Below are 16,943 nucleotides of genomic sequence, written 5' to 3'. Positions count from 1 at the left end.
TCATTAGCGATGGGCGCTAGGTGCGGCTAGTGCACGGGCGGCGGCGACATCCGCGTTGATCGCCGTTTTCAGTGCCTCCAGGGAGGCGAAGCGCTGCTCTTCACGCAGCTTTTGGTGGAAAACCACCGTCAGACGCCGGTCATACAGATCGCCGGCAAAATCCAATAGATGAACTTCAAGGTGGGCCTTGCCATCACCTTGCACCGTGGGCCGGACGCCAATATTGGCGACGCCGGGCCAGGTCTTGCCGTCGATGTCCACATCCACCAGATAAACCCCGGTGAACGGCACGCGACGACGCTTGAGTTGAATGTTGGCAGTGGGCGTACCCAGTTGCCGGGCCAGTTTCTGGCCGTGCAGCACGCGACCGGCGATCCGGTACGGGCGACCGAGCAAGCGTTCGGCCAAGGCAAAGTCGGCGGCGGCCAACGCGTTGCGCACCTGGGTGCTGCTGACGCGAATGCCGTCCAGCTCGACGGTTTGTGCGGCTTCCACGGTAAACCCGTGGACTTGTCCGGCCTGCATCAGGAAATCGAAATCGCCGAGGCGGTCGCAACCAAAGCGGAAATCATCGCCGACTTCCAGATGCTGCACGCCGAGGCCATCGACCAGGATGGTATCGACGAACTCACTGGCGCTGAGCTTGCTCAACCGCTGGTTGAACGCCAGGCACAGGACCCGGTCGACGCCTTCGGCGGCCAGCAGTTGCAGCTTGTCGCGCAAGCGTGCCAGACGTGCCGGCGCGGTCTCGGGAGCGAAAAATTCCCGTGGCTGCGGCTCGAAAATCACCACGCAGCTGGGTACGCCCAACTCGAGCGCACGCTCACGCAGTCGGGCCAGGATAGCCTGGTGACCACGGTGAACACCGTCAAAGTTGCCAATAGTGGCGACGCAGCCCCGATGCTGGGGGCGCAAGTTGTGGAGGCCTCGAACCAGCTGCATAACGCGCTTCTTGCTCATAAAGTGGTCGATTATAACCACACCCGACGGCCGACGACAGGCGACACCGTAACGCAAAGTGATCGAGCCGACAAAACTGCCGCCTCGCGCCCGTCTTTCAAGGATGAAACCTCAGCTCAACGCCTTGCGATTGAAGTCGCGCAGACGGAAACCGAGCAGCAGCAACATGCCGAAGTACGCCACCACGCCCGCAATCACCAGAGCGCCCAGACGCAGGAAGCGCTCAAGCATGTGCCCCTGATCCCAGGCGGGCATGAAATGCATGCCGAGCAACAACACCGCCGACATGACCGCCACCGCCACCACCAGTTTGAAACCGAATTTGGCCCAGCCCGGCTGCGGCTGATACATCTGCTGTTTGCGCAATTGGTAGAACAGCAGCCCGGCGTTGAGGCAGGCACCGGCACTAATCGCCAAGGCCAGACCGGCATGGGCCAACGGACCGATCAGCATCAGGTTGAACAACTGCGTGCAGACCAGGGTGAAGATTGCGATTTTCACCGGCGTGCGGATGTTCTGTTGCGCATAAAAGCCCGGCGCCAGCACCTTGATCACGATAATCCCCAGTAAACCGACAGAATAGGCAATCAGCGCGCGCTGGGTCATCTCGGCATCGAAGCCACTGAACTGACCGTACTGGAACAATGAAACGGTCAACGGTTCGGCAAGAATGCCCAACGCCAGCGAACACGGCAGCACCAGCACGAAGCACAGGCGCAAACCCCAGTCGAGGATCCGCGAATACTCATGACGATCCTTGCTGGCGTAGGTCTTGGCCAGGGTCGGCAACAGGATTGTGCCCAGTGCCACGCCGAGTACGCCGGACGGCAACTCCATCAAACGGTCGGCGTAATACATCCACGACACCGAACCGGCCACCAGAAACGAGGCAAAAATGGTGTTGATGATCAGCGAAATCTGGCTGACCGACACGCCGAGGATGGCCGGCAGCATCTGCTTCATCACGCGCCATACACCGCTATCGCGCAGGTTCAGGCGCGGCAGCACCAGCATGCCGATCTTTTTCAGATGCGGCAGCTGATAGAGCAACTGCGCCAGACCACCGACCAGTACCGCCCAGCCAAGGGCCATGACCGGTGGATCGAAGTACGGCGTCAGGAACAGCGAGAACACGATCATGCTGACGTTGAGCAGCGTCGGCACGAAGGCCGGCACCGAGAAGCGGTTCCAGGTATTGAGGATCGCCCCGGCCAGCGACGACAGGGAGATCAGCAATATATAGGGGAACGTCACCCGCAACAGGTCGGAGGTCAGCTGGAATTTTTCCGGCGTATCGGTGAAACCGGGCGCCGTGGCCCAGATCACCCACGGTGCGGCAATCATGCCCAACGCGGTGACCAGCGCCAGCACCAGGGTCAGCAGACCTGACACGTAGGCAATGAAGGTGCGTGTCGCCTCCTCGCCCTTCTGGCTTTTGTATTCGGCCAGAATCGGCACAAAGGCTTGCGAAAACGCGCCCTCGGCAAAGATACGCCGCAACAGATTGGGCAATTTGAAGGCAATAAAGAAGGCGTCCGTTGCCATCCCGGCGCCGAATGTGCGCGCGATGAGGGTGTCGCGGACAAACCCGAGAATCCGGGAAAGCATCGTGATAGAGCTGACGGCGGCCAACGATTTGAGCAGATTCATTGAGGGAATGTGTGCCTGTCGATAAACAGCAGGCGAACAATGCGCCCACTTGTGCGATACTCCGCGCCGCAACAGCACAGAGCCAAAGCTCGCGAGTTTACAGGTCAAGCGCCGGAAATAAATATCCCGCCTCTTTATACCTACCACTTAGCGGAACGATTGAAGTGCCCTTGACAAGACTCCAACTCATCGGCATGATTCGCGGCCTATTTTGTTTGCTATTTCCTAAAAAGTCTTTCGAGGAGCTCGACGGTGGCCAACTCACCTTCCGCCAAAAAACGTGCAAAACAGGCTGAGAAGCGTCGCAGCCACAACGCCAGCCTGCGTTCCATGGTTCGTACCTACATCAAGAATGTAGTTAAAGCCATCGACGCAAAAGACGCTGAAAAAGCTCAAGCTGCATACGTTCTGGCTGTGCCAGTTATCGACCGCATGGCCGATAAAGGCATCATCCACAAGAACAAGGCTGCTCGTCATAAGAGCCGTCTGAATGGCCACGTCAAGGCACTGAAAGAAGCTGCCTAAGCGACGTAGTCATTAAAAAACCGACCTCAGGGTCGGTTTTTTATTGCCTGTAATTTGATAAACGCAGCACGAAAAAATATAGGAGCGAGCCCGCTCGCGACAGGCGCGTCAGTCAAAGCTGATCTCGACCGACACACCGCTATCGCGAGCAGGCTCGCCCCTACAGTGGCTTTGCGTTGTTATTGCTGGACCGGCACCCACGGCAGGATCGGGATGGCCGTCACCGCATTCTGCGGGCTGCCCTCGATCAGGCGATCGCTGTAGACCAGGTACACCAGCGTATTGCGCTTCTTGTCGAGGAAACGCACCACCTGCATGGTCTTGAACACCAGCGAGGTGCGCTCCTTGAATACCTCATCGCCATCCTTCAGATCACCCTTGAACTTGATCGGGCCGACCTGACGACAAGCGATCGACGCTTCGGCGCGATCTTCCGCCAGCCCCAGACCACCCTTCACCCCACCAGTCTTGGCGCGCGACAGATAGCACGTCACGCCATCGACCTTCGGATCATCGAAGGCCTCCACCACGATCCGGTCATTTGGGCCGACGAACTTGAACACCGTCGACACCTGACCGATTTCCTCGGCCGAGGCCAGCAATGGCAACGCCATCAACAGGCCCAACAATCCTTTTGCCATGCGCATCGCGTTTTCCTCAGACCAGAATCAGGTTGTCACGGTGAACCAACTCCGGCTCAGCCATGTAGCCCAGCACGCCGACAATCGCATCCGACGACTGACCGATGATTTTCTGCGCTTCCAGAGCACTGTAGTTGGCCAGACCCCGGGCGATCTCACGACCGTCAGGCGCCACGCAAACCACCATTTCGCCGCGACGGAAGCTGCCCTGCACCAGCTTCACCCCCACCGGCAACAGACTCTTGTTGCCTTGCGACAACGCCGACACCGCGCCCTCGTCCAGCACCAGCGTGCCGCGGGTTTGCAGATGCCCAGCCAGCCACTGCTTGCGCGCCGCCAGCATGCCGCGCTCAGGCGACAGCAGCGTACCAATGCGCTCGCCAGCCTTCAGGCGATCGAGCACACGCTCAAGACGCCCACCCACAATGATGGTGTGCGCACCGGAACGCGCCGCCAGCCGCGCCGCGCGCAACTTGGTCTGCATGCCGCCACGCCCCAGCGCACCGCCGGTACCGCCCGCCACTGCATCCAGGCTCGGATCATCGGCGCGCGCTTCGTAGATCAATTGCGCGTCCGGGTTGTTACGAGGATCGGCATCGAACATGCCGTCGCGATCCGTGAGAATCACCAGCAGATCCGCCTCGACCAGGTTGGCCACCAGCGCCGCCAGCGTATCGTTGTCGCCAAAACGGATTTCGTCGGTGACCACCGTGTCGTTTTCGTTGATCACCGGGATGACCTTCAGCTCGACCAGGGCGCGCAAGGTGCTGCGGGCATTCAGATAACGCTTGCGGTCGGACAGGTCGTCGTGGGTCAGGAGAATCTGCGCCGTATGCCGGCCATGCTCGGCAAAGCTTGATTCCCAAGCCTGCACCAGGCCCATCTGGCCAATCGCTGCGGCCGCCTGGAGCTCGTGCATCGCACTGGGTCGTGCGGTCCAGCCCAAGCGACTCATGCCGGCCGCCACCGCCCCGGAGGACACCAGCACCAACTCGACGCCAGCCTCATGCAAGGCCACCATCTGCTCGACCCAGACACTCATAGCCGCACGATCCAGCCCTTTGCCATCAGCTGTCAGCAAAGCGCTGCCGATCTTCACGACCCAACGCTGCGCACCTGTCACTTTGCTCCGCATCATCTTCAACCTTAGCTTGAGGACAGCGCGACCCAGCGCTGCCCGTGACGTTAATCGTGGCTATTGGTCACCAACGATCGATTTCCAGATACCAAAACGCCGCTCGATTGAGCGGCGTTCAAGTTTATCGCAACAGATCAGTCACGCACGTAAATGATTTCCGGACCGTCTTCATCATCCACATCTTCTTCGTCCCAGTCATCGTCGCCGATGTCATGGACCGACTTCACGCCGCTGCGACGCAGGGCACGCTTGTCATCCAGCGCCTGAAGCTGCGCACGGGCTTCGTCTTCGATGCGCTGATCGAGATCGGCCAGCTCTTCCTTGTAGGCAGGGTCGTTGGCCAGGCGATCGGCACGATCTTCCAGATAACGCATGATGTCGCGCGTCAGGCGCTCGGTGCCTTCTTTGGCGATGGCCGAGATCACATAGACCGGACCTTCCCACTGCAGGCGCTCAACGATTTCCTTGACGCGCTCTTCGTGCTCCTCTTCGAGAATCTGGTCGCATTTGTTCAGCACCAGCCAGCGATCACGCTCGGCCAGCGACGGACTGAACTTGACCAGCTCGTTGACGATCACCTCAGCCGCATCCGGCGCACTGCTGTCATCCAGCGGCGCCATGTCGACGAGGTGCAGCAACAGACGGGTACGCGCCAGGTGCTTGAGGAAGCGAATGCCCAGACCAGCACCATCGGACGCACCTTCGATCAGCCCCGGAATGTCAGCGATGACGAAACTTTTCCAGCGATCGACACTGACCACACCAAGGTTCGGCACCAGGGTGGTGAACGGGTAGTCGGCGACTTTCGGCTTGGCTGCCGAAACGGAACGGATAAAGGTACTTTTACCGGCGTTAGGCAAGCCCAGCAAACCGACGTCAGCCAGCACTTTCATTTCCAGCTTCAGGTCGCGCTGCTCACCCGGCTTGCCCGGTGTAGTCTGACGCGGCGCGCGGTTGGTACTGGATTTGAAACGGGTGTTACCCAGACCGTGCCAGCCGCCCTGCACCACCATCAGTTTCTGACCCGCCTTGGTCAGGTCGCCGATGACTTCCTGAGTGGCCGAGTCGATCACGGTGGTGCCGACCGGCACGCGCAGGATCAGGTCTTCACCCTTTTTACCGGTGCAGTCGGTGCTGCCGCCGTTGGAGCCACGCTCGGCATCGAAATGCCGGGTGTAACGGTAGTCCACCAGGGTGTTGAGGTTTTCGTCGGCCATCATGTAGATGGAACCGCCGTCACCGCCGTCACCGCCGTTCGGGCCACCGTTTTCAATGAATTTTTCCCGACGGAAACTCATGCAGCCATTGCCGCCGTCACCGGCTTTTACGCGGATCGATACTTCGTCTACAAACTTCATAACTCAACGCCTCTCGCCATACGGACGAGCCGAAAAACAATCAAGACATAAGACTCTTGCAAAAATGAGCGCAGCGACCCCAAAACACGACCTGCATCGCACGCCGACAGCCCATACAAACAGTTTTGCAAGAGACTCACCCCACAAACGAAAAAGCCCCGTCGCAAGACAGGGCTCTTCCAGCGATCTCGCGATTAAGCCGCGACAACGCTCACGTAACGACGACCGAAGGCGCCTTTTACTTCAAACTTGATCACGCCTTCGATTTTCGCGAAGAGGGTGTGATCTTTACCCATGCCAACGCCGTAGCCAGCGTGGAATTGGGTGCCGCGCTGACGCACGATGATGTTGCCGGCCTTGATGACCTGGCCGCCATACATCTTCACGCCAAGGCGTTTGGCTTCTGAGTCGCGACCGTTACGGGTACTACCACCAGCTTTTTTGTGTGCCATGAGTTCAATTCTCCTAGTGAGGAATTAGGCTGTAATTAAGCCTGAATACCGGTGATTTTGATCTCGGTGTACCACTGGCGGTGGCCCATACGCTTCATGTGGTGCTTACGACGACGGAACTTGATGATGCGGACTTTATCGTGACGACCTTGGGAGATCACTTCAGCCACAACGGTAGCGCCAGCAACAACTGGAGCGCCGATATTCACGTCGTCGCCATTGGCAACCAACAGAACGCGATCAAAGGTAACGGATTCGCCGGTAGCGACTTCCAGTTTTTCGATCTTCAGGTATTCACCTGGGGCGACTTTGTATTGCTTGCCGCCAGTAACGATTACTGCATAAGACATGGTATTTCTCCGATAATCCTGCTCACCCAGCTCTTTATAAGAAGAGGTATTGGCTGGCATGGCTGCATGGGGCTGGAACGGCCCAAGTGCAATTGCGTAAGGCAGGTGCTGCCCAGGAAGTTCAGGGTGCGCGATTGTACGCAAGCTGCCGCTGCCATGCAAGTGGCCGTCCATCGCGCCTTGACAGGCCCCGGTGTGGGTCCTAGCATGCCGCGCAACCCTTCTGGAGCGACTCTCGCTGATGCAACCCCAAGCTTTCTACCGCGCGGTGGCGGACGATTTTAGCGCCGTCGACGGCATCATCAAGAAGCAACTGACGTCCCGAGTGCCGCTGGTATCGAAAATCGGCGATTACATCACTTCGGCCGGCGGCAAACGCCTGCGTCCTTTATTAGTGTTGTTGTGTGGCAAGGCCCTGGGCCGCGAAGGCGATGACCTGCGCCTGCTGGCCGCCACCATCGAATTCCTGCACACCGCAACCCTGCTGCATGACGACGTCGTCGACATGTCCGGCATGCGCCGTGGCCGTTCGACCGCCAACGCCATGTGGGGCAACGCCCCGAGCGTGCTGGTCGGCGACTTCCTGTACTCGCGCTCGTTCGAAATGATGGTCGAACTGGGCTCGATGCCGGTGATGAAGATCCTGTCCCAGGCCACACGCATCATCGCCGAAGGCGAAGTGTTGCAGTTGTCCAAGGTTCGCGACGCCAGCACTACCGAAGAAACCTACATGGAAGTCATCCGCGGCAAGACCGCGATGCTCTTCGAAGCCTCGACCCACAGCGCCGCCGCACTGGCGGGCGCGACTGCCGAGCAGAGCGAAGCCCTGCGCACCTTCGGCGATCATCTGGGCGTGGCGTTCCAACTGGTCGACGACCTGCTCGACTACAAGGGCGACGCCGAGACCCTGGGCAAGAACGTCGGTGACGATCTGGCCGAAGGCAAGCCGACCCTGCCGCTGATCTATACCATGCGCGAAGGCACGCCAGAGCAGGCGGCACTGGTGCGTCAGGCGATCCAGAAAGGCGGGATCGAAGACCTGGAAAGCATCCGCATCGCCGTGGAAGCCTCGGGTTCGCTGGACTACACCGCACAACTGGCGCGTGATTATGTGGCCCGTGCAATCAAGTGCCTCGATGCGCTGCCGGCCAGCGAGTACCGCGATGCACTGGTTGAATTGAGTGAGTTTGCGGTCGCCCGCACGCACTGATTACCGCGCAATCAAACAGCCGCAGCCTTCCCCCGAAGCCTGCGGCTTTTTGTTGCCTGCCCACCAAGCGCTAAAACCTTATACAATGTGCGACTTTTAGCGAACCACATCCCTCAAGGAGCCTTAGTGAGCACGTTGCCACCCTGCCCGAAATGCAATTCCGAATACACCTACGAAGACGGTGCCCAACTGATCTGCCCTGAGTGCGCCCACGAGTGGTCGGCCAGCGGCGAAGCTGAAGTGGCGTCCGATGATGCCGTGAAGAAGGATTCGGTTGGCAACGTCCTGCAGGATGGCGACACCATCACCGTGATCAAGGACCTGAAGGTCAAGGGCACCTCGCTGGTGGTCAAGGTCGGCACCAAGGTCAAGAACATCCGCCTGTGCGATGGCGACCACGACATCGACTGCAAGATCGACGGCATCGGCCCAATGAAGCTCAAATCCGAGTTCGTCAGAAAAGTCTGATCCGGCTGTCAGCCATCCCGCGCCCGGCGCGGGATGGTGCTTCGCCCTCCCCCCTTGCCCCTGCACGCACACGTAATAGCCAGACGCCAGCCGTTTTGACCTTACGCAATCTTTACCCGGAAAAAATCCAGATCCGCCAATAGGCACTTGCTATTTGACGAATAAGAATTATTCTCATTGAAACCTTTCAAGGAGATGAGACCCATGACTTATTTGATCGACGCCTGGCTGGATCGTCCACACCCTTACCTCAGGATCCTGCATCGGGAAACCGGAGAAGTCTGTGCGGTACTGGAAGAAGATGCCCTGCATGAGCTGCAGGATCAGGGCGATCTGGACGTCAGCAGCCTGAATTCCAGCGAACCGCTGGTGCTCAAGGAGCTGGTGCGCAATCTGTTCCTGTTCTGCTATGCCCGGGCCTTGCGCCCGACCCATGAGCTGAATCACAAGATCGAAATATGAAGCCCCAAAAAAATTGTAGGAGTGAGCCTGCTCGCGATAGTGGCATATCAGGCAACTGAGTAGTCGACTGAACAGACGCCATCGCGAGCAGGCTCACTCCTGCATTAGCCCGCCATCAATGCAGGCCTGGCATTACAGAACGTCCAGCAACTCGACGTCGAATACCAGCACGCTGTGCGGCGGGATGCTGCCAACGCCTTGCGCGCCGTAAGCCAGTTCGCTCGGCACGTACAGACGCCATTTGCTGCCGGCATTCATCAGTTGCAGGGCTTCGGTCCAGCCAGCGATCACGCCGCCGACCGGGAATTCAGCAGGCTGGCCACGCTCGTAGGAGCTGTCGAACACAGTGCCGTCGATCAGGGTGCCGTGGTAGTGAGTACGCACGGTGTCTTCACGGGATGGTTTGGCGCCTTCGCCCTGGGTCAGCACTTCGAATTGCAGGCCGGAAGCCAGGGTCGTGATGCCTTCACGCTTGGCGTTTTCAGCCAGGAAAGCCAGGCCTTCACCAGCAGCCGCTTCAGCTTTGGCCGCCGCTTCGGCTTGCATGATCTCGCGGATCACTTTGAAACTGGCGGACATTTCTTCCTGACCCACACGGCTTGGCTTGCCGCCGAACGCGTCGGTCAGACCAGCCAGGATGGCGTCCAGGCTGACACCCGGTGGCGGGTTGTCGCGCAGCTGGTCACCCAGCTGACGGCCGATGCCGTAGCTGACGCGGGTTTCGTCGGTGGACAGATTTACTTCGGACATGACACTGCTCCGCTGTGCGGACGGCCACAAGACTTGCCGTGCGTGCACAGCGCGTCCCGGCGCGCCCGGAACCAAAAGGGCGAGCAGACTAGCACAGATGCCGAACCTGTGTGTGGCAGGCCCTACAGGGCCGAGCGCCAGGCTAGCGGCACTTTCAGGCTCTCATCAACGCTGCCACCCAGGCCGCACATTTCATCGTGCACCGAGGTGTGTACAAGGTTGAACGGCAACAACGGAAAGTTATGCAGCAGATCCCGCGCATGCTCCACTGATCGCAACGTCAGCATGTTGCCTTTGAGATCACTCAACGGATACGCCGCCCCGTGCATCCGCGCTTCCAGCAGATAAATCCCGCCTTCCATGGAGATCAGGTTCAGCTCATCAACCTTCCTGGCGATGGCAAACGCATTCAGCTCTTGCAGGTTCATGAACGCACCTCACGCAGTGGCGAATCAGGACCTCTACAGGGATATGCCCGCGCGCACCAAAGCACAAGCCACAAACGACACCGCCCGTCTGTTTCGCAACAGACGGGCGGTGTTTTGGCAGTGATCAATTAATGATCAGTGCTTGGTGACCTTGTCCAGATAACCCATGGCGAACGCCGAGATCACGAAGGTCATGTGGATGATCACGTACCACATCAGGTGCTCGGGATCGACGTTCTTGGCGTCCATGAAGATGCGCAACAAGTGGATCGAGGAAATCGCCACGATCGACGCCGCCACTTTCATCTTCAGCGACGAAGAGTCCATGGTGCCCAGCCAGTTGAGCTTTTCCTTGTTGTCGTCGATGTCCAGCTGCGAGACGAAGTTTTCGTAACCGGAAATCATCACCATCACCAGCAGGCCGCCAACCAGCGCCATGTCGATCAGCGAGAGCAGCACCAGGATCAGGTCCGATTCGGCCATCGAGAACACGTTGGGAATGACGTGGAAGACTTCCTGGAAAAATTTCAGTGCCAGCGCCAGCAACCCGAGGGACAGGCCGAAGTAGATCGGCGCCAGCAGCCAGCGCGAGGCGTACATTGCGTTTTCGAAAAAGCGTTCCATTGAATCTCACACAAGGGGGGTTGTAATCGGGGGCGAGTATAACAGCCAGCTGTGACAGCCAGAAACCGCCCGGCTCGCACCTCCGATCACCGCGACCTGCGTGTGTGTGCGATTTTTTTTCTGCTACTGTCCAAACCATTGACCGCCTAGCGAAAGTGGACAGGACGACTGGAAATGGATGTGCGATTACCGTTGAAGACTGCCGGAATTTGCCTCGCTGTGCTGCTGGGTGGCTGCTCTCCCGGCGAAGAGCAAAAACCCTCGGTCAGCCTCGACGCGAAGACGGCAGCGTTCGAACACTCACTGGACGCCATTACCGACCCGAAACTCAAGGATGCCGTAACCGAACTCGGCGGCTCACTGCTGCTGCTCGAACGCGCGCGACTCAAGCTCGACAGCACCGAGCTGAAAACCGTCCACGGCGAAGACACCCTCGGCATCCTCAAGCACTACCCTTCCCCACAGGCGCTGGTCGATACGCTCATCAACGGTCTGTTCGTGCTGCACAAGGACGCCAGCTCCGATTACCTCACCGACCTGCAACCGGTATTCCCCTTCAACCTCAACGTTCCCGGTGGCTTCCCGTTTCCCCATGGCGTGGAATGGCAATCGGTGACGTTGAGCAATAAACGCGTGATCGCCTGGCAGCCGGAGTGGTCGGAAACCGACCCGGGCATTCAGCTCAGTCCTTCCAGCTCCAACGTCACCCACCCCGATGACCTGACCGTCACCTACCCGTTCATCGACGGTCTGAACGTGGACAAGAAAACCCAGCCGCAACCGGTGAGCCTGCAAGGCAAAGTCGAAGTCATCACCCCGCGCCGCCTGTTCAGCTTCAACCTGAGCCAGAAGGACGTCGGCCAGACTCGCACCGACGACAACCTCAGCGTCACCCTGCTGAAACTGGAAAAGAACTACGCCGAAGTCGAATTCAGTAACAGCCTGCCACTGGCCCCCGAGGTCCAAGGGGTGCAGCTCAATCCGTTGATCGTTCAGGCCCGCGACAGCACCGGGCAATACCTGGTGCGCGCCGGTTCGATCAACGAGAGCCCGGCACAAGTGGCCTTCTACGAGAAACAACTGGCGCATCTGCAACAGCAGAAAACCTGGAGCGAAACCCTGGAAAAACAGCTCGAGGACGACCAGCAGGCCTTCGAGCAACAGCACCCGCGCCGTTACAACAAGGTCTACTTCAACGGCCCTGTCGAGACCCTGGAAGTCAGCGTGCTCGACTTCTCATCGGCGACCGTGACCCGCAAGGCGCTGGACCTGCCGGTGCGCACGTTCAGTCAGCACACCACGGAAAAAGCCATCCAGCCGCTGGACCCGGCGGTGGTGGTCTATGACGATCTGGCGCCGAACTGGCTCACGGGCGCGAGCCTCACCGAGGAAGCGTTGAAGGCCGGCATCCGCATCCATCAGTCGGTGGAGGATCCGAGCGCTGCACGCATCGAGTTCTCTCACCGGCGGACCTTCAACGATGAGCTGCTCGGCGATGATTTCAGCCCGGGTGAAAGCCCGGTCACGTTCTTCACCGAGAAACGCAGCGGCAAACTCGATGAGCCGATCGAACTGCCGCCCGAGGCGTATCAAGTCGATCCGCTGCAGGCGACCATCACTTACGATTTGAACCTGTTCCCGGAAACCCCGGCGATTGCCGTGGGTTCGATGCCGTTGTTTCTCGCCAGCGTGGAGAAAAAATCCTACGACGCCAAGTCGCTGCCCAAAGGCCTGGAGATCAAGAACAACACGCTGGTGGTCGACCTGAAACAGTTCCCGGCCAACGCCTGGCGATTCTTTGTCAAAGACGACAGCGGCAACTACCTGAAACAGATTCTGTCGGTCAGTCATGACGCGAGTGCGGAAGGTCCGGCGCTGTTCGGCGTGCATTACTTCTATGGCCGTCCAACACACGTGGAGACCTATCAGCGAACTGAACTCAATACCGTGCAATACGGTTTTGAGGTCAAACTCGACAAGGCGCAGTTGCCCGACACTGCGCCGTGATTGCGCCTAATGGTCGAACATGCCGACCGTACGCCCACGCCCACCATTGATCTGACGGAGCTGGGCTTGCAGGTGCAGGCTCCAGATCTGCGGATCGTCGGCCAGTTCGTAACCATGCATCGTCAGGCTTTCGACGATGGTGTCGAGAATCGACTCGGCGGCGACCGGCCCATGAAACGGGCCCTGGGCCTTGATGGCGGAAGGTTGTTCACCGGCCATGCCGGCAGCGAAGAGCAAGGTCCACATGCCGTTATCGCCGGCCAACGGCTTGATGGCGCACTCGATACGGGTCACAAGACCCAGGCATTGACGGGTGAGGCAGAGGTTGCGCGACATGGCGGCGACCCTCGGTAAAGCCGGTGTTCAGCCCTCACGCGAAGGCTGTTTCGATCCAGTGATACTGTCGATGTCCTTGAGCTGAGAATAGAAGAAAAGTCTGCCGAGCAAGCCGGATAGAACCAGAAGGCGCCGAATGGTCATTGTGTGAATATTGGCGTCAGAGTAGTGGCACTTTTCCCGAAGATCACCGCAAAAACAAATGCAGGAGTGAGCCTGCTCGCGATAGCGGTGTATCAGTCAAAGCCACAGTGACTGATGAATTGCTATCGCGAGCAGGCTCACTCCTACAGTTTGCCCGGGTTAAGGCTTATGCCGGTTTGGCCTCTGCCAACGCCTCCTGCGCCAGCTCCTTCTCGGCCTCTTTCAGGTCCTCTTCGCTGATCATCTCGGCAATCACCCGCAGACGCTCCACTACCCGCGCGTTGACGCTGCCTTCGGGGAACTGACCGTCAGCATCCGGTGCACCGGCCGGTTCACCGACCAGCAGGCTCAACGCCTCGTCCGCCTGACGCACGGCGTACACGTGGAACTGCCCGGCGCGCACCGCCGCCAGGACCTTTTCGTCGAGCATCAGCGTGGCGACGTTGGCCTGCGGAATGATCGCGCCCTGCTCGCCGGTCAGCCCGCGTGCTTCGCAGAGGCGGAAGAAGCCTTCGATCTTCTCGTTGACCCCGCCGACCGCTTGTACTTCGCCAAACTGGTTGATCGAACCGGTGATCGCGAAGCACTGCTTGAGCGGGGTTTTCGACAGCGCCGAAATCAGCGTGCACGCCTCGCCCAGCGACGCACTATCACCATCGACATAACCGTAGGACTGCTCCAGGGCGATACTCGCGGAAATCGCCAACGGGAATTCCTGCGCGTAACGGCTGCCCAGATACCCGGTGAGGATCATCACGCCTTTGGAGTGGATCGGCTGGCCAAGGTTGACCTCGCGCTCGATGTCGACGATGCCGCTGCCGCCCGGGTACACCGTGGCGGAGATCCGCGCCGGCACACCGAACGCCGAATCGCCGACTTCCAGTACGGTCAGCCCGTTGCATTTGCCGACCGCTGCGCCGTCGGTGTCGATCAGGATGATCCCGGCGAGCATGTCGTCGAGAATCCGCGCCGACACCCGCCCGGTACGCGTGGCTTTGGCTTTCAGTGCGCGCTCGATATGCCCGGCGTCGGTCATTTCATCGCCGGCCAGGTGACGGATGAAATCCGCTTCGCTGACCAGTTGGAACAGATCGCCGATACGCGCCGACAAACGTCCCTGATGCTCGGCCAGCCGCGCGCTATAGGTCGCCAGACGGGCCACCGCATCGGCGGTCAGCGGCGCCATGCCTTCTTCCGACGTGCGGGTTTTCAGCAACTGGGCAAATTGCTCCAGGCTTTCGTCGACCATCGGAATGTCTTCGTCGAAATCGACCAGCACGCGGAACATCTCCTGGAAGTCCGGATCGAGATCCTGCAGCGTGTAATACAGCTGCCGCGCGCCAATGATGATGACTTTGACCTGTAGCGGAATGTGCTGCGGGTTGAGGGTCATTGTCGCGAAACGGCCCATCTCACCGAGAGGCGATTCCATTTTCAGCTTGCGCGATTGCAGGGCGCGTTTCAGCGCATCCCACACGAACGGCTCGCTGAGCATTTTTTCCGCTTCCAGAATCAGGAAACCGCCATTGGCGCGGTGCAGCGCCCCCGGACGCAACTGCCGGTAGGTGGTGTAGAGCGCCCCCTGATCAGTGGTGTATTCGATGCGGCCGAACAGGTTTTCGTAGGTCGGGTGCGGCTCGAACACCACCGGCGCACCGCCGCTGGCCGGATGCCCGACCACCAGGCTCGGAGCGTATTGCTCTTCGAGCAGCTTGCGCGCAACGGCGTCGGTCTTGCTGTCGTCGACCAATTGCTCGACCACGGTTTTCAGCAGATACACCTGCATGGCTTGCAGGTAACCGCAGACCGCAGCGTTCTCCGCGTATTTCTCCGACAGCGGCGAGAGCAATGGCTGCAAGGCCAGGGTGATGGTTTCTTCGTTGAGCTGACGCAGTTGATTGTTCGATTCACGCTTCCACTGCGGCAGGCTGGCGAGTTCTTCGTTCAGGCGCTCCTCGAGGCCGGAGATGTCATCGTGGAAACGCTCGCGATCGGCTTCCGGCAACTGCGCGAACTCCGCCTCATCCAGCGCCTTGCCGTCGAGCATCGGGGTGAAGGCGATGTTGCTGCTGTCGCGGTACAGGGCGACGTCTTTTTCCAGGGCCAGACGCTCGATGATGTCGAGGGCCTTGTCATAGCGCTGATTGAAAGCGCGGTCGATGGCGCTTTTCTTTTGCTGGTAGGACGGGTGCTCGAACACTGCCGGAAACGTCGCCAGCAGGTTGTCGATCAGACCGTTGATGTCGCCGATGAACGAACCGGCAGTGCCCGATGGCAACTCCAGTGCGCGGGGCTCGCGCGGCTCATCGAAATTGTTCACGTAAACCCAGTCCGCCGGGGTCTGCAGGCGTTTGCCTTCGGCTTTCAGGTAGCGTTTGACGAACGAGAAGCGCCCGGTGCCGGGCTCGCCCATGACAAAGACGTTGTAACCGGGGCGTGGCATGGCCACACCGAACTGCAAGGCTTCGACCGCGCGTTCCTGGCCGAGCACACCGCGAAAGGGCTCCAGATCATTGGTGGTAGTGAAGCTGAACTGTTCAGCGGAAAACGGACGAGTCAGCGCTTCGGGCGCTATACGCAGGCTGGCAGCAACAGGATCAGGCATCGGACTTCCTTAACAATCAGGCGGGGCAGATAGCGGCATTCTGGCGCCGCCCGTGCCCCACTGGCAAGGCGCGCCATCTGCCAAAGCATAGACAACCGGCCCTCTACGCAGCAGGTTCCCTGAAACCGGGGCTATTACCGAATCTTTTGTAAAAAATCACGGAACCGTTAGAACGTGCCTAAACTCCAAACTGCGCGGCTGGAACTAATACTGGCCCACTGGCTTCGTTTGGGTCTGTTTCGTACAGAGCTTGGGGGGCCAGAACCCTGTCCATTGGTATGCACACAAAGAGAACAAAGATATGAAACGGATTCTTCTCGGTACTCTCTTCACCGCTGTATCCATCAACGCAATGGCGCAAGCCCCGGGCGGCCCGGATTGCGGTTGGGGCAACATGCTGTTCGAAGGTCAGCGTGGCACCCCGGCGCACTTCCTCGCTTCCACCACCAACGGCACTTCCGGTAACGCCACGTTCGGCATGACGTCCGGCACCAACGGTTGCTCCACCAACGCGTCGCTGACGTACGGCGGCAAATCCTGGTTCGCCATGAATGGCATGATGAACGAACTGTCCGAAGACATGGCCAAAGGCAACGGCGAAGCGCTGACGACTTATGCCGTGGTACTGGGTGTGGCGCCGGAAGACCGTGCGCACTTCGCTGCCGTCACTCACGAACACTTCCAGCAGATCTTCAGCAAGGCTGACGTGACCGCTGAAGACGTGCATACCAACACTCTGGCCGTGCTGAAATCAGACCCACGTCTGGCCAAGTACGCGACTCAGGCTTAAGCTCGACCCCGCCCGCTTCCTTCGGGAAGCGGGTTTTGTTTTTGA

The 16,943-nt window shown here is 59.4% G+C and carries 18 protein-coding genes; 6 read left to right on the top strand and 12 right to left on the bottom strand.

The window, feature by feature from the left end:
- Positions 1-3: 3 nt before the first annotated feature.
- Entirely contained in the window at positions 4-942 is a 939-nt protein-coding gene (gene ribF, locus DBR24_RS25065) for a bifunctional riboflavin kinase/FAD synthetase (RefSeq protein ID WP_064589256.1), read from the bottom strand.
- 129 nt (positions 943-1,071) lie between these two features.
- The gene (gene murJ / locus DBR24_RS25060) at positions 1,072-2,610 is read right to left on the bottom strand and encodes a murein biosynthesis integral membrane protein MurJ (RefSeq protein ID WP_128616067.1); all 1,539 of its coding nucleotides are present in this window, start codon (positions 2,608-2,610) and stop codon (positions 1,072-1,074) included.
- Positions 2,611-2,862: 252 nt separating this feature from the next.
- On the opposite strand from murJ, the gene rpsT reads away from it, so the two are divergent.
- Complete coding sequence (rpsT, locus tag DBR24_RS25050; protein WP_003228351.1) at positions 2,863-3,135, top strand: 30S ribosomal protein S20; 273 nt, start codon at positions 2,863-2,865, stop codon at positions 3,133-3,135.
- Between the two features lie 179 nt (positions 3,136-3,314).
- Here rpsT and DBR24_RS25045 read toward each other — a convergent pair whose 3' ends face one another.
- From DBR24_RS25045 to rplU, 5 genes are all read right to left on the bottom strand, one after another.
- A complete protein-coding gene (locus DBR24_RS25045; RefSeq protein WP_123464013.1) occupies positions 3,315-3,782 on the bottom strand; it encodes a CreA family protein in 468 nt (155 codons plus the stop codon).
- A 10-nt stretch (positions 3,783-3,792) separates the two neighbouring features.
- A complete protein-coding gene (proB, locus tag DBR24_RS25040) occupies positions 3,793-4,911 on the bottom strand; it encodes a glutamate 5-kinase (protein ID WP_123464011.1) in 1,119 nt (372 codons plus the stop codon).
- Between the two features lie 137 nt (positions 4,912-5,048).
- Positions 5,049-6,272 (bottom strand): Obg family GTPase CgtA, encoded by a 1,224-nt coding sequence (cgtA, locus tag DBR24_RS25035; RefSeq protein ID WP_064589260.1) that lies wholly within the window; start codon positions 6,270-6,272, stop codon positions 5,049-5,051.
- Between the two features lie 194 nt (positions 6,273-6,466).
- Entirely contained in the window at positions 6,467-6,724 is a 258-nt protein-coding gene (gene rpmA, locus DBR24_RS25030) for a 50S ribosomal protein L27 (protein WP_003228360.1), read from the bottom strand.
- 35 nt (positions 6,725-6,759) lie between these two features.
- Positions 6,760-7,074, bottom strand: a complete 315-nt coding sequence (gene rplU, locus DBR24_RS25025) for a 50S ribosomal protein L21 (protein ID WP_007950961.1) — start codon at positions 7,072-7,074, stop codon at positions 6,760-6,762.
- Positions 7,075-7,315: 241 nt separating this feature from the next.
- Here rplU and DBR24_RS25020 point away from each other — a divergent pair, with 241 nt between their 5' ends.
- The 3 genes from DBR24_RS25020 to DBR24_RS25010 all read left to right on the top strand — a co-directional run bounded on the left by DBR24_RS25020 (position 7,316) and on the right by DBR24_RS25010 (position 9,214).
- Entirely contained in the window at positions 7,316-8,284 is a 969-nt protein-coding gene (locus tag DBR24_RS25020) for a polyprenyl synthetase family protein (protein ID WP_123464010.1), read from the top strand.
- A gap of 126 nt (positions 8,285-8,410) precedes the next feature.
- Positions 8,411-8,752 (top strand): zinc ribbon domain-containing protein YjdM, encoded by a 342-nt coding sequence (locus DBR24_RS25015; protein ID WP_025108781.1) that lies wholly within the window; start codon positions 8,411-8,413, stop codon positions 8,750-8,752.
- Positions 8,753-8,956: 204 nt separating this feature from the next.
- The gene (locus tag DBR24_RS25010) at positions 8,957-9,214 is read left to right on the top strand and encodes a hypothetical protein (RefSeq protein WP_123464008.1); all 258 of its coding nucleotides are present in this window, start codon (positions 8,957-8,959) and stop codon (positions 9,212-9,214) included.
- A gap of 132 nt (positions 9,215-9,346) precedes the next feature.
- Here DBR24_RS25010 and DBR24_RS25000 read toward each other — a convergent pair whose 3' ends face one another.
- From DBR24_RS25000 to DBR24_RS24990, 3 genes are all read right to left on the bottom strand, one after another.
- Complete coding sequence (locus DBR24_RS25000) at positions 9,347-9,964, bottom strand: FKBP-type peptidyl-prolyl cis-trans isomerase (RefSeq protein WP_123464005.1); 618 nt, start codon at positions 9,962-9,964, stop codon at positions 9,347-9,349.
- Positions 9,965-10,086: 122 nt separating this feature from the next.
- The gene (locus DBR24_RS24995; protein WP_123464003.1) at positions 10,087-10,392 is read right to left on the bottom strand and encodes a DUF6482 family protein; all 306 of its coding nucleotides are present in this window, start codon (positions 10,390-10,392) and stop codon (positions 10,087-10,089) included.
- Between the two features lie 135 nt (positions 10,393-10,527).
- A complete protein-coding gene (locus DBR24_RS24990) occupies positions 10,528-11,016 on the bottom strand; it encodes a TIGR00645 family protein (RefSeq protein ID WP_003228371.1) in 489 nt (162 codons plus the stop codon).
- A gap of 174 nt (positions 11,017-11,190) precedes the next feature.
- Between DBR24_RS24990 and DBR24_RS24985 the strand changes: the two genes are divergently transcribed.
- The gene (locus DBR24_RS24985) at positions 11,191-13,023 is read left to right on the top strand and encodes a hypothetical protein (RefSeq protein WP_128616066.1); all 1,833 of its coding nucleotides are present in this window, start codon (positions 11,191-11,193) and stop codon (positions 13,021-13,023) included.
- Positions 13,024-13,029: 6 nt separating this feature from the next.
- On the opposite strand, the gene DBR24_RS24980 is transcribed toward DBR24_RS24985, so the two are convergent.
- On the bottom strand, positions 13,030-13,359 hold the full coding sequence (locus tag DBR24_RS24980) for a hypothetical protein (protein ID WP_123463999.1): 330 nt from the start codon (positions 13,357-13,359) through the stop codon (positions 13,030-13,032).
- A gap of 310 nt (positions 13,360-13,669) precedes the next feature.
- Positions 13,670-16,108, bottom strand: a complete 2,439-nt coding sequence (locus tag DBR24_RS24975; protein WP_123463997.1) for a Lon protease family protein — start codon at positions 16,106-16,108, stop codon at positions 13,670-13,672.
- A 301-nt stretch (positions 16,109-16,409) separates the two neighbouring features.
- Here DBR24_RS24975 and DBR24_RS24970 point away from each other — a divergent pair, with 301 nt between their 5' ends.
- Positions 16,410-16,898, top strand: a complete 489-nt coding sequence (locus DBR24_RS24970; RefSeq protein WP_007909797.1) for a DUF3015 domain-containing protein — start codon at positions 16,410-16,412, stop codon at positions 16,896-16,898.
- Positions 16,899-16,943: the final 45 nt, after the last annotated feature.

Source organism: Pseudomonas sp. HMWF006, assembly GCF_003061205.1.
In the GTDB taxonomy this organism is placed as follows: domain Bacteria; phylum Pseudomonadota; class Gammaproteobacteria; order Pseudomonadales; family Pseudomonadaceae; genus Aquipseudomonas; species Aquipseudomonas monsensis.
This window is presented reverse-complemented; position numbering and strand designations above follow the sequence as displayed.

Excerpts from the sequence above, each read along its gene's own strand:
- DBR24_RS24990 (WP_003228371.1), bottom strand. The coding sequence starts at position 11,016 with ATGGAACGCTTTTTCGAAAACGCAATGTACGCCTCGCGCTGGCTGCTG.
- DBR24_RS25045 (WP_123464013.1), bottom strand. The coding sequence starts at position 3,782 with ATGCGCATGGCAAAAGGATTGTTGGGCCTGTTGATGGCGTTGCCATTG.
- DBR24_RS24970 (WP_007909797.1), top strand. The coding sequence starts at position 16,410 with ATGAAACGGATTCTTCTCGGTACTCTCTTCACCGCTGTATCCATCAAC.
- rplU (WP_007950961.1), bottom strand. The coding sequence starts at position 7,074 with ATGTCTTATGCAGTAATCGTTACTGGCGGCAAGCAATACAAAGTCGCC.
- DBR24_RS24975 (WP_123463997.1), bottom strand. The coding sequence starts at position 16,108 with ATGCCTGATCCTGTTGCTGCCAGCCTGCGTATAGCGCCCGAAGCGCTG.
- rpmA (WP_003228360.1), bottom strand. The coding sequence starts at position 6,724 with ATGGCACACAAAAAAGCTGGTGGTAGTACCCGTAACGGTCGCGACTCA.
- DBR24_RS24985 (WP_128616066.1), top strand. The coding sequence starts at position 11,191 with ATGGATGTGCGATTACCGTTGAAGACTGCCGGAATTTGCCTCGCTGTG.
- DBR24_RS25020 (WP_123464010.1), top strand. The coding sequence starts at position 7,316 with ATGCAACCCCAAGCTTTCTACCGCGCGGTGGCGGACGATTTTAGCGCC.
- cgtA (WP_064589260.1), bottom strand. The coding sequence starts at position 6,272 with ATGAAGTTTGTAGACGAAGTATCGATCCGCGTAAAAGCCGGTGACGGC.
- DBR24_RS24995 (WP_123464003.1), bottom strand. The coding sequence starts at position 10,392 with ATGAACCTGCAAGAGCTGAATGCGTTTGCCATCGCCAGGAAGGTTGAT.
- DBR24_RS25000 (WP_123464005.1), bottom strand. The coding sequence starts at position 9,964 with ATGTCCGAAGTAAATCTGTCCACCGACGAAACCCGCGTCAGCTACGGC.
- DBR24_RS25010 (WP_123464008.1), top strand. The coding sequence starts at position 8,957 with ATGACTTATTTGATCGACGCCTGGCTGGATCGTCCACACCCTTACCTC.
- proB (WP_123464011.1), bottom strand. The coding sequence starts at position 4,911 with ATGCGGAGCAAAGTGACAGGTGCGCAGCGTTGGGTCGTGAAGATCGGC.
- ribF (WP_064589256.1), bottom strand. The coding sequence starts at position 942 with ATGCAGCTGGTTCGAGGCCTCCACAACTTGCGCCCCCAGCATCGGGGC.
- DBR24_RS24980 (WP_123463999.1), bottom strand. The coding sequence starts at position 13,359 with ATGTCGCGCAACCTCTGCCTCACCCGTCAATGCCTGGGTCTTGTGACC.
- murJ (WP_128616067.1), bottom strand. The coding sequence starts at position 2,610 with ATGAATCTGCTCAAATCGTTGGCCGCCGTCAGCTCTATCACGATGCTT.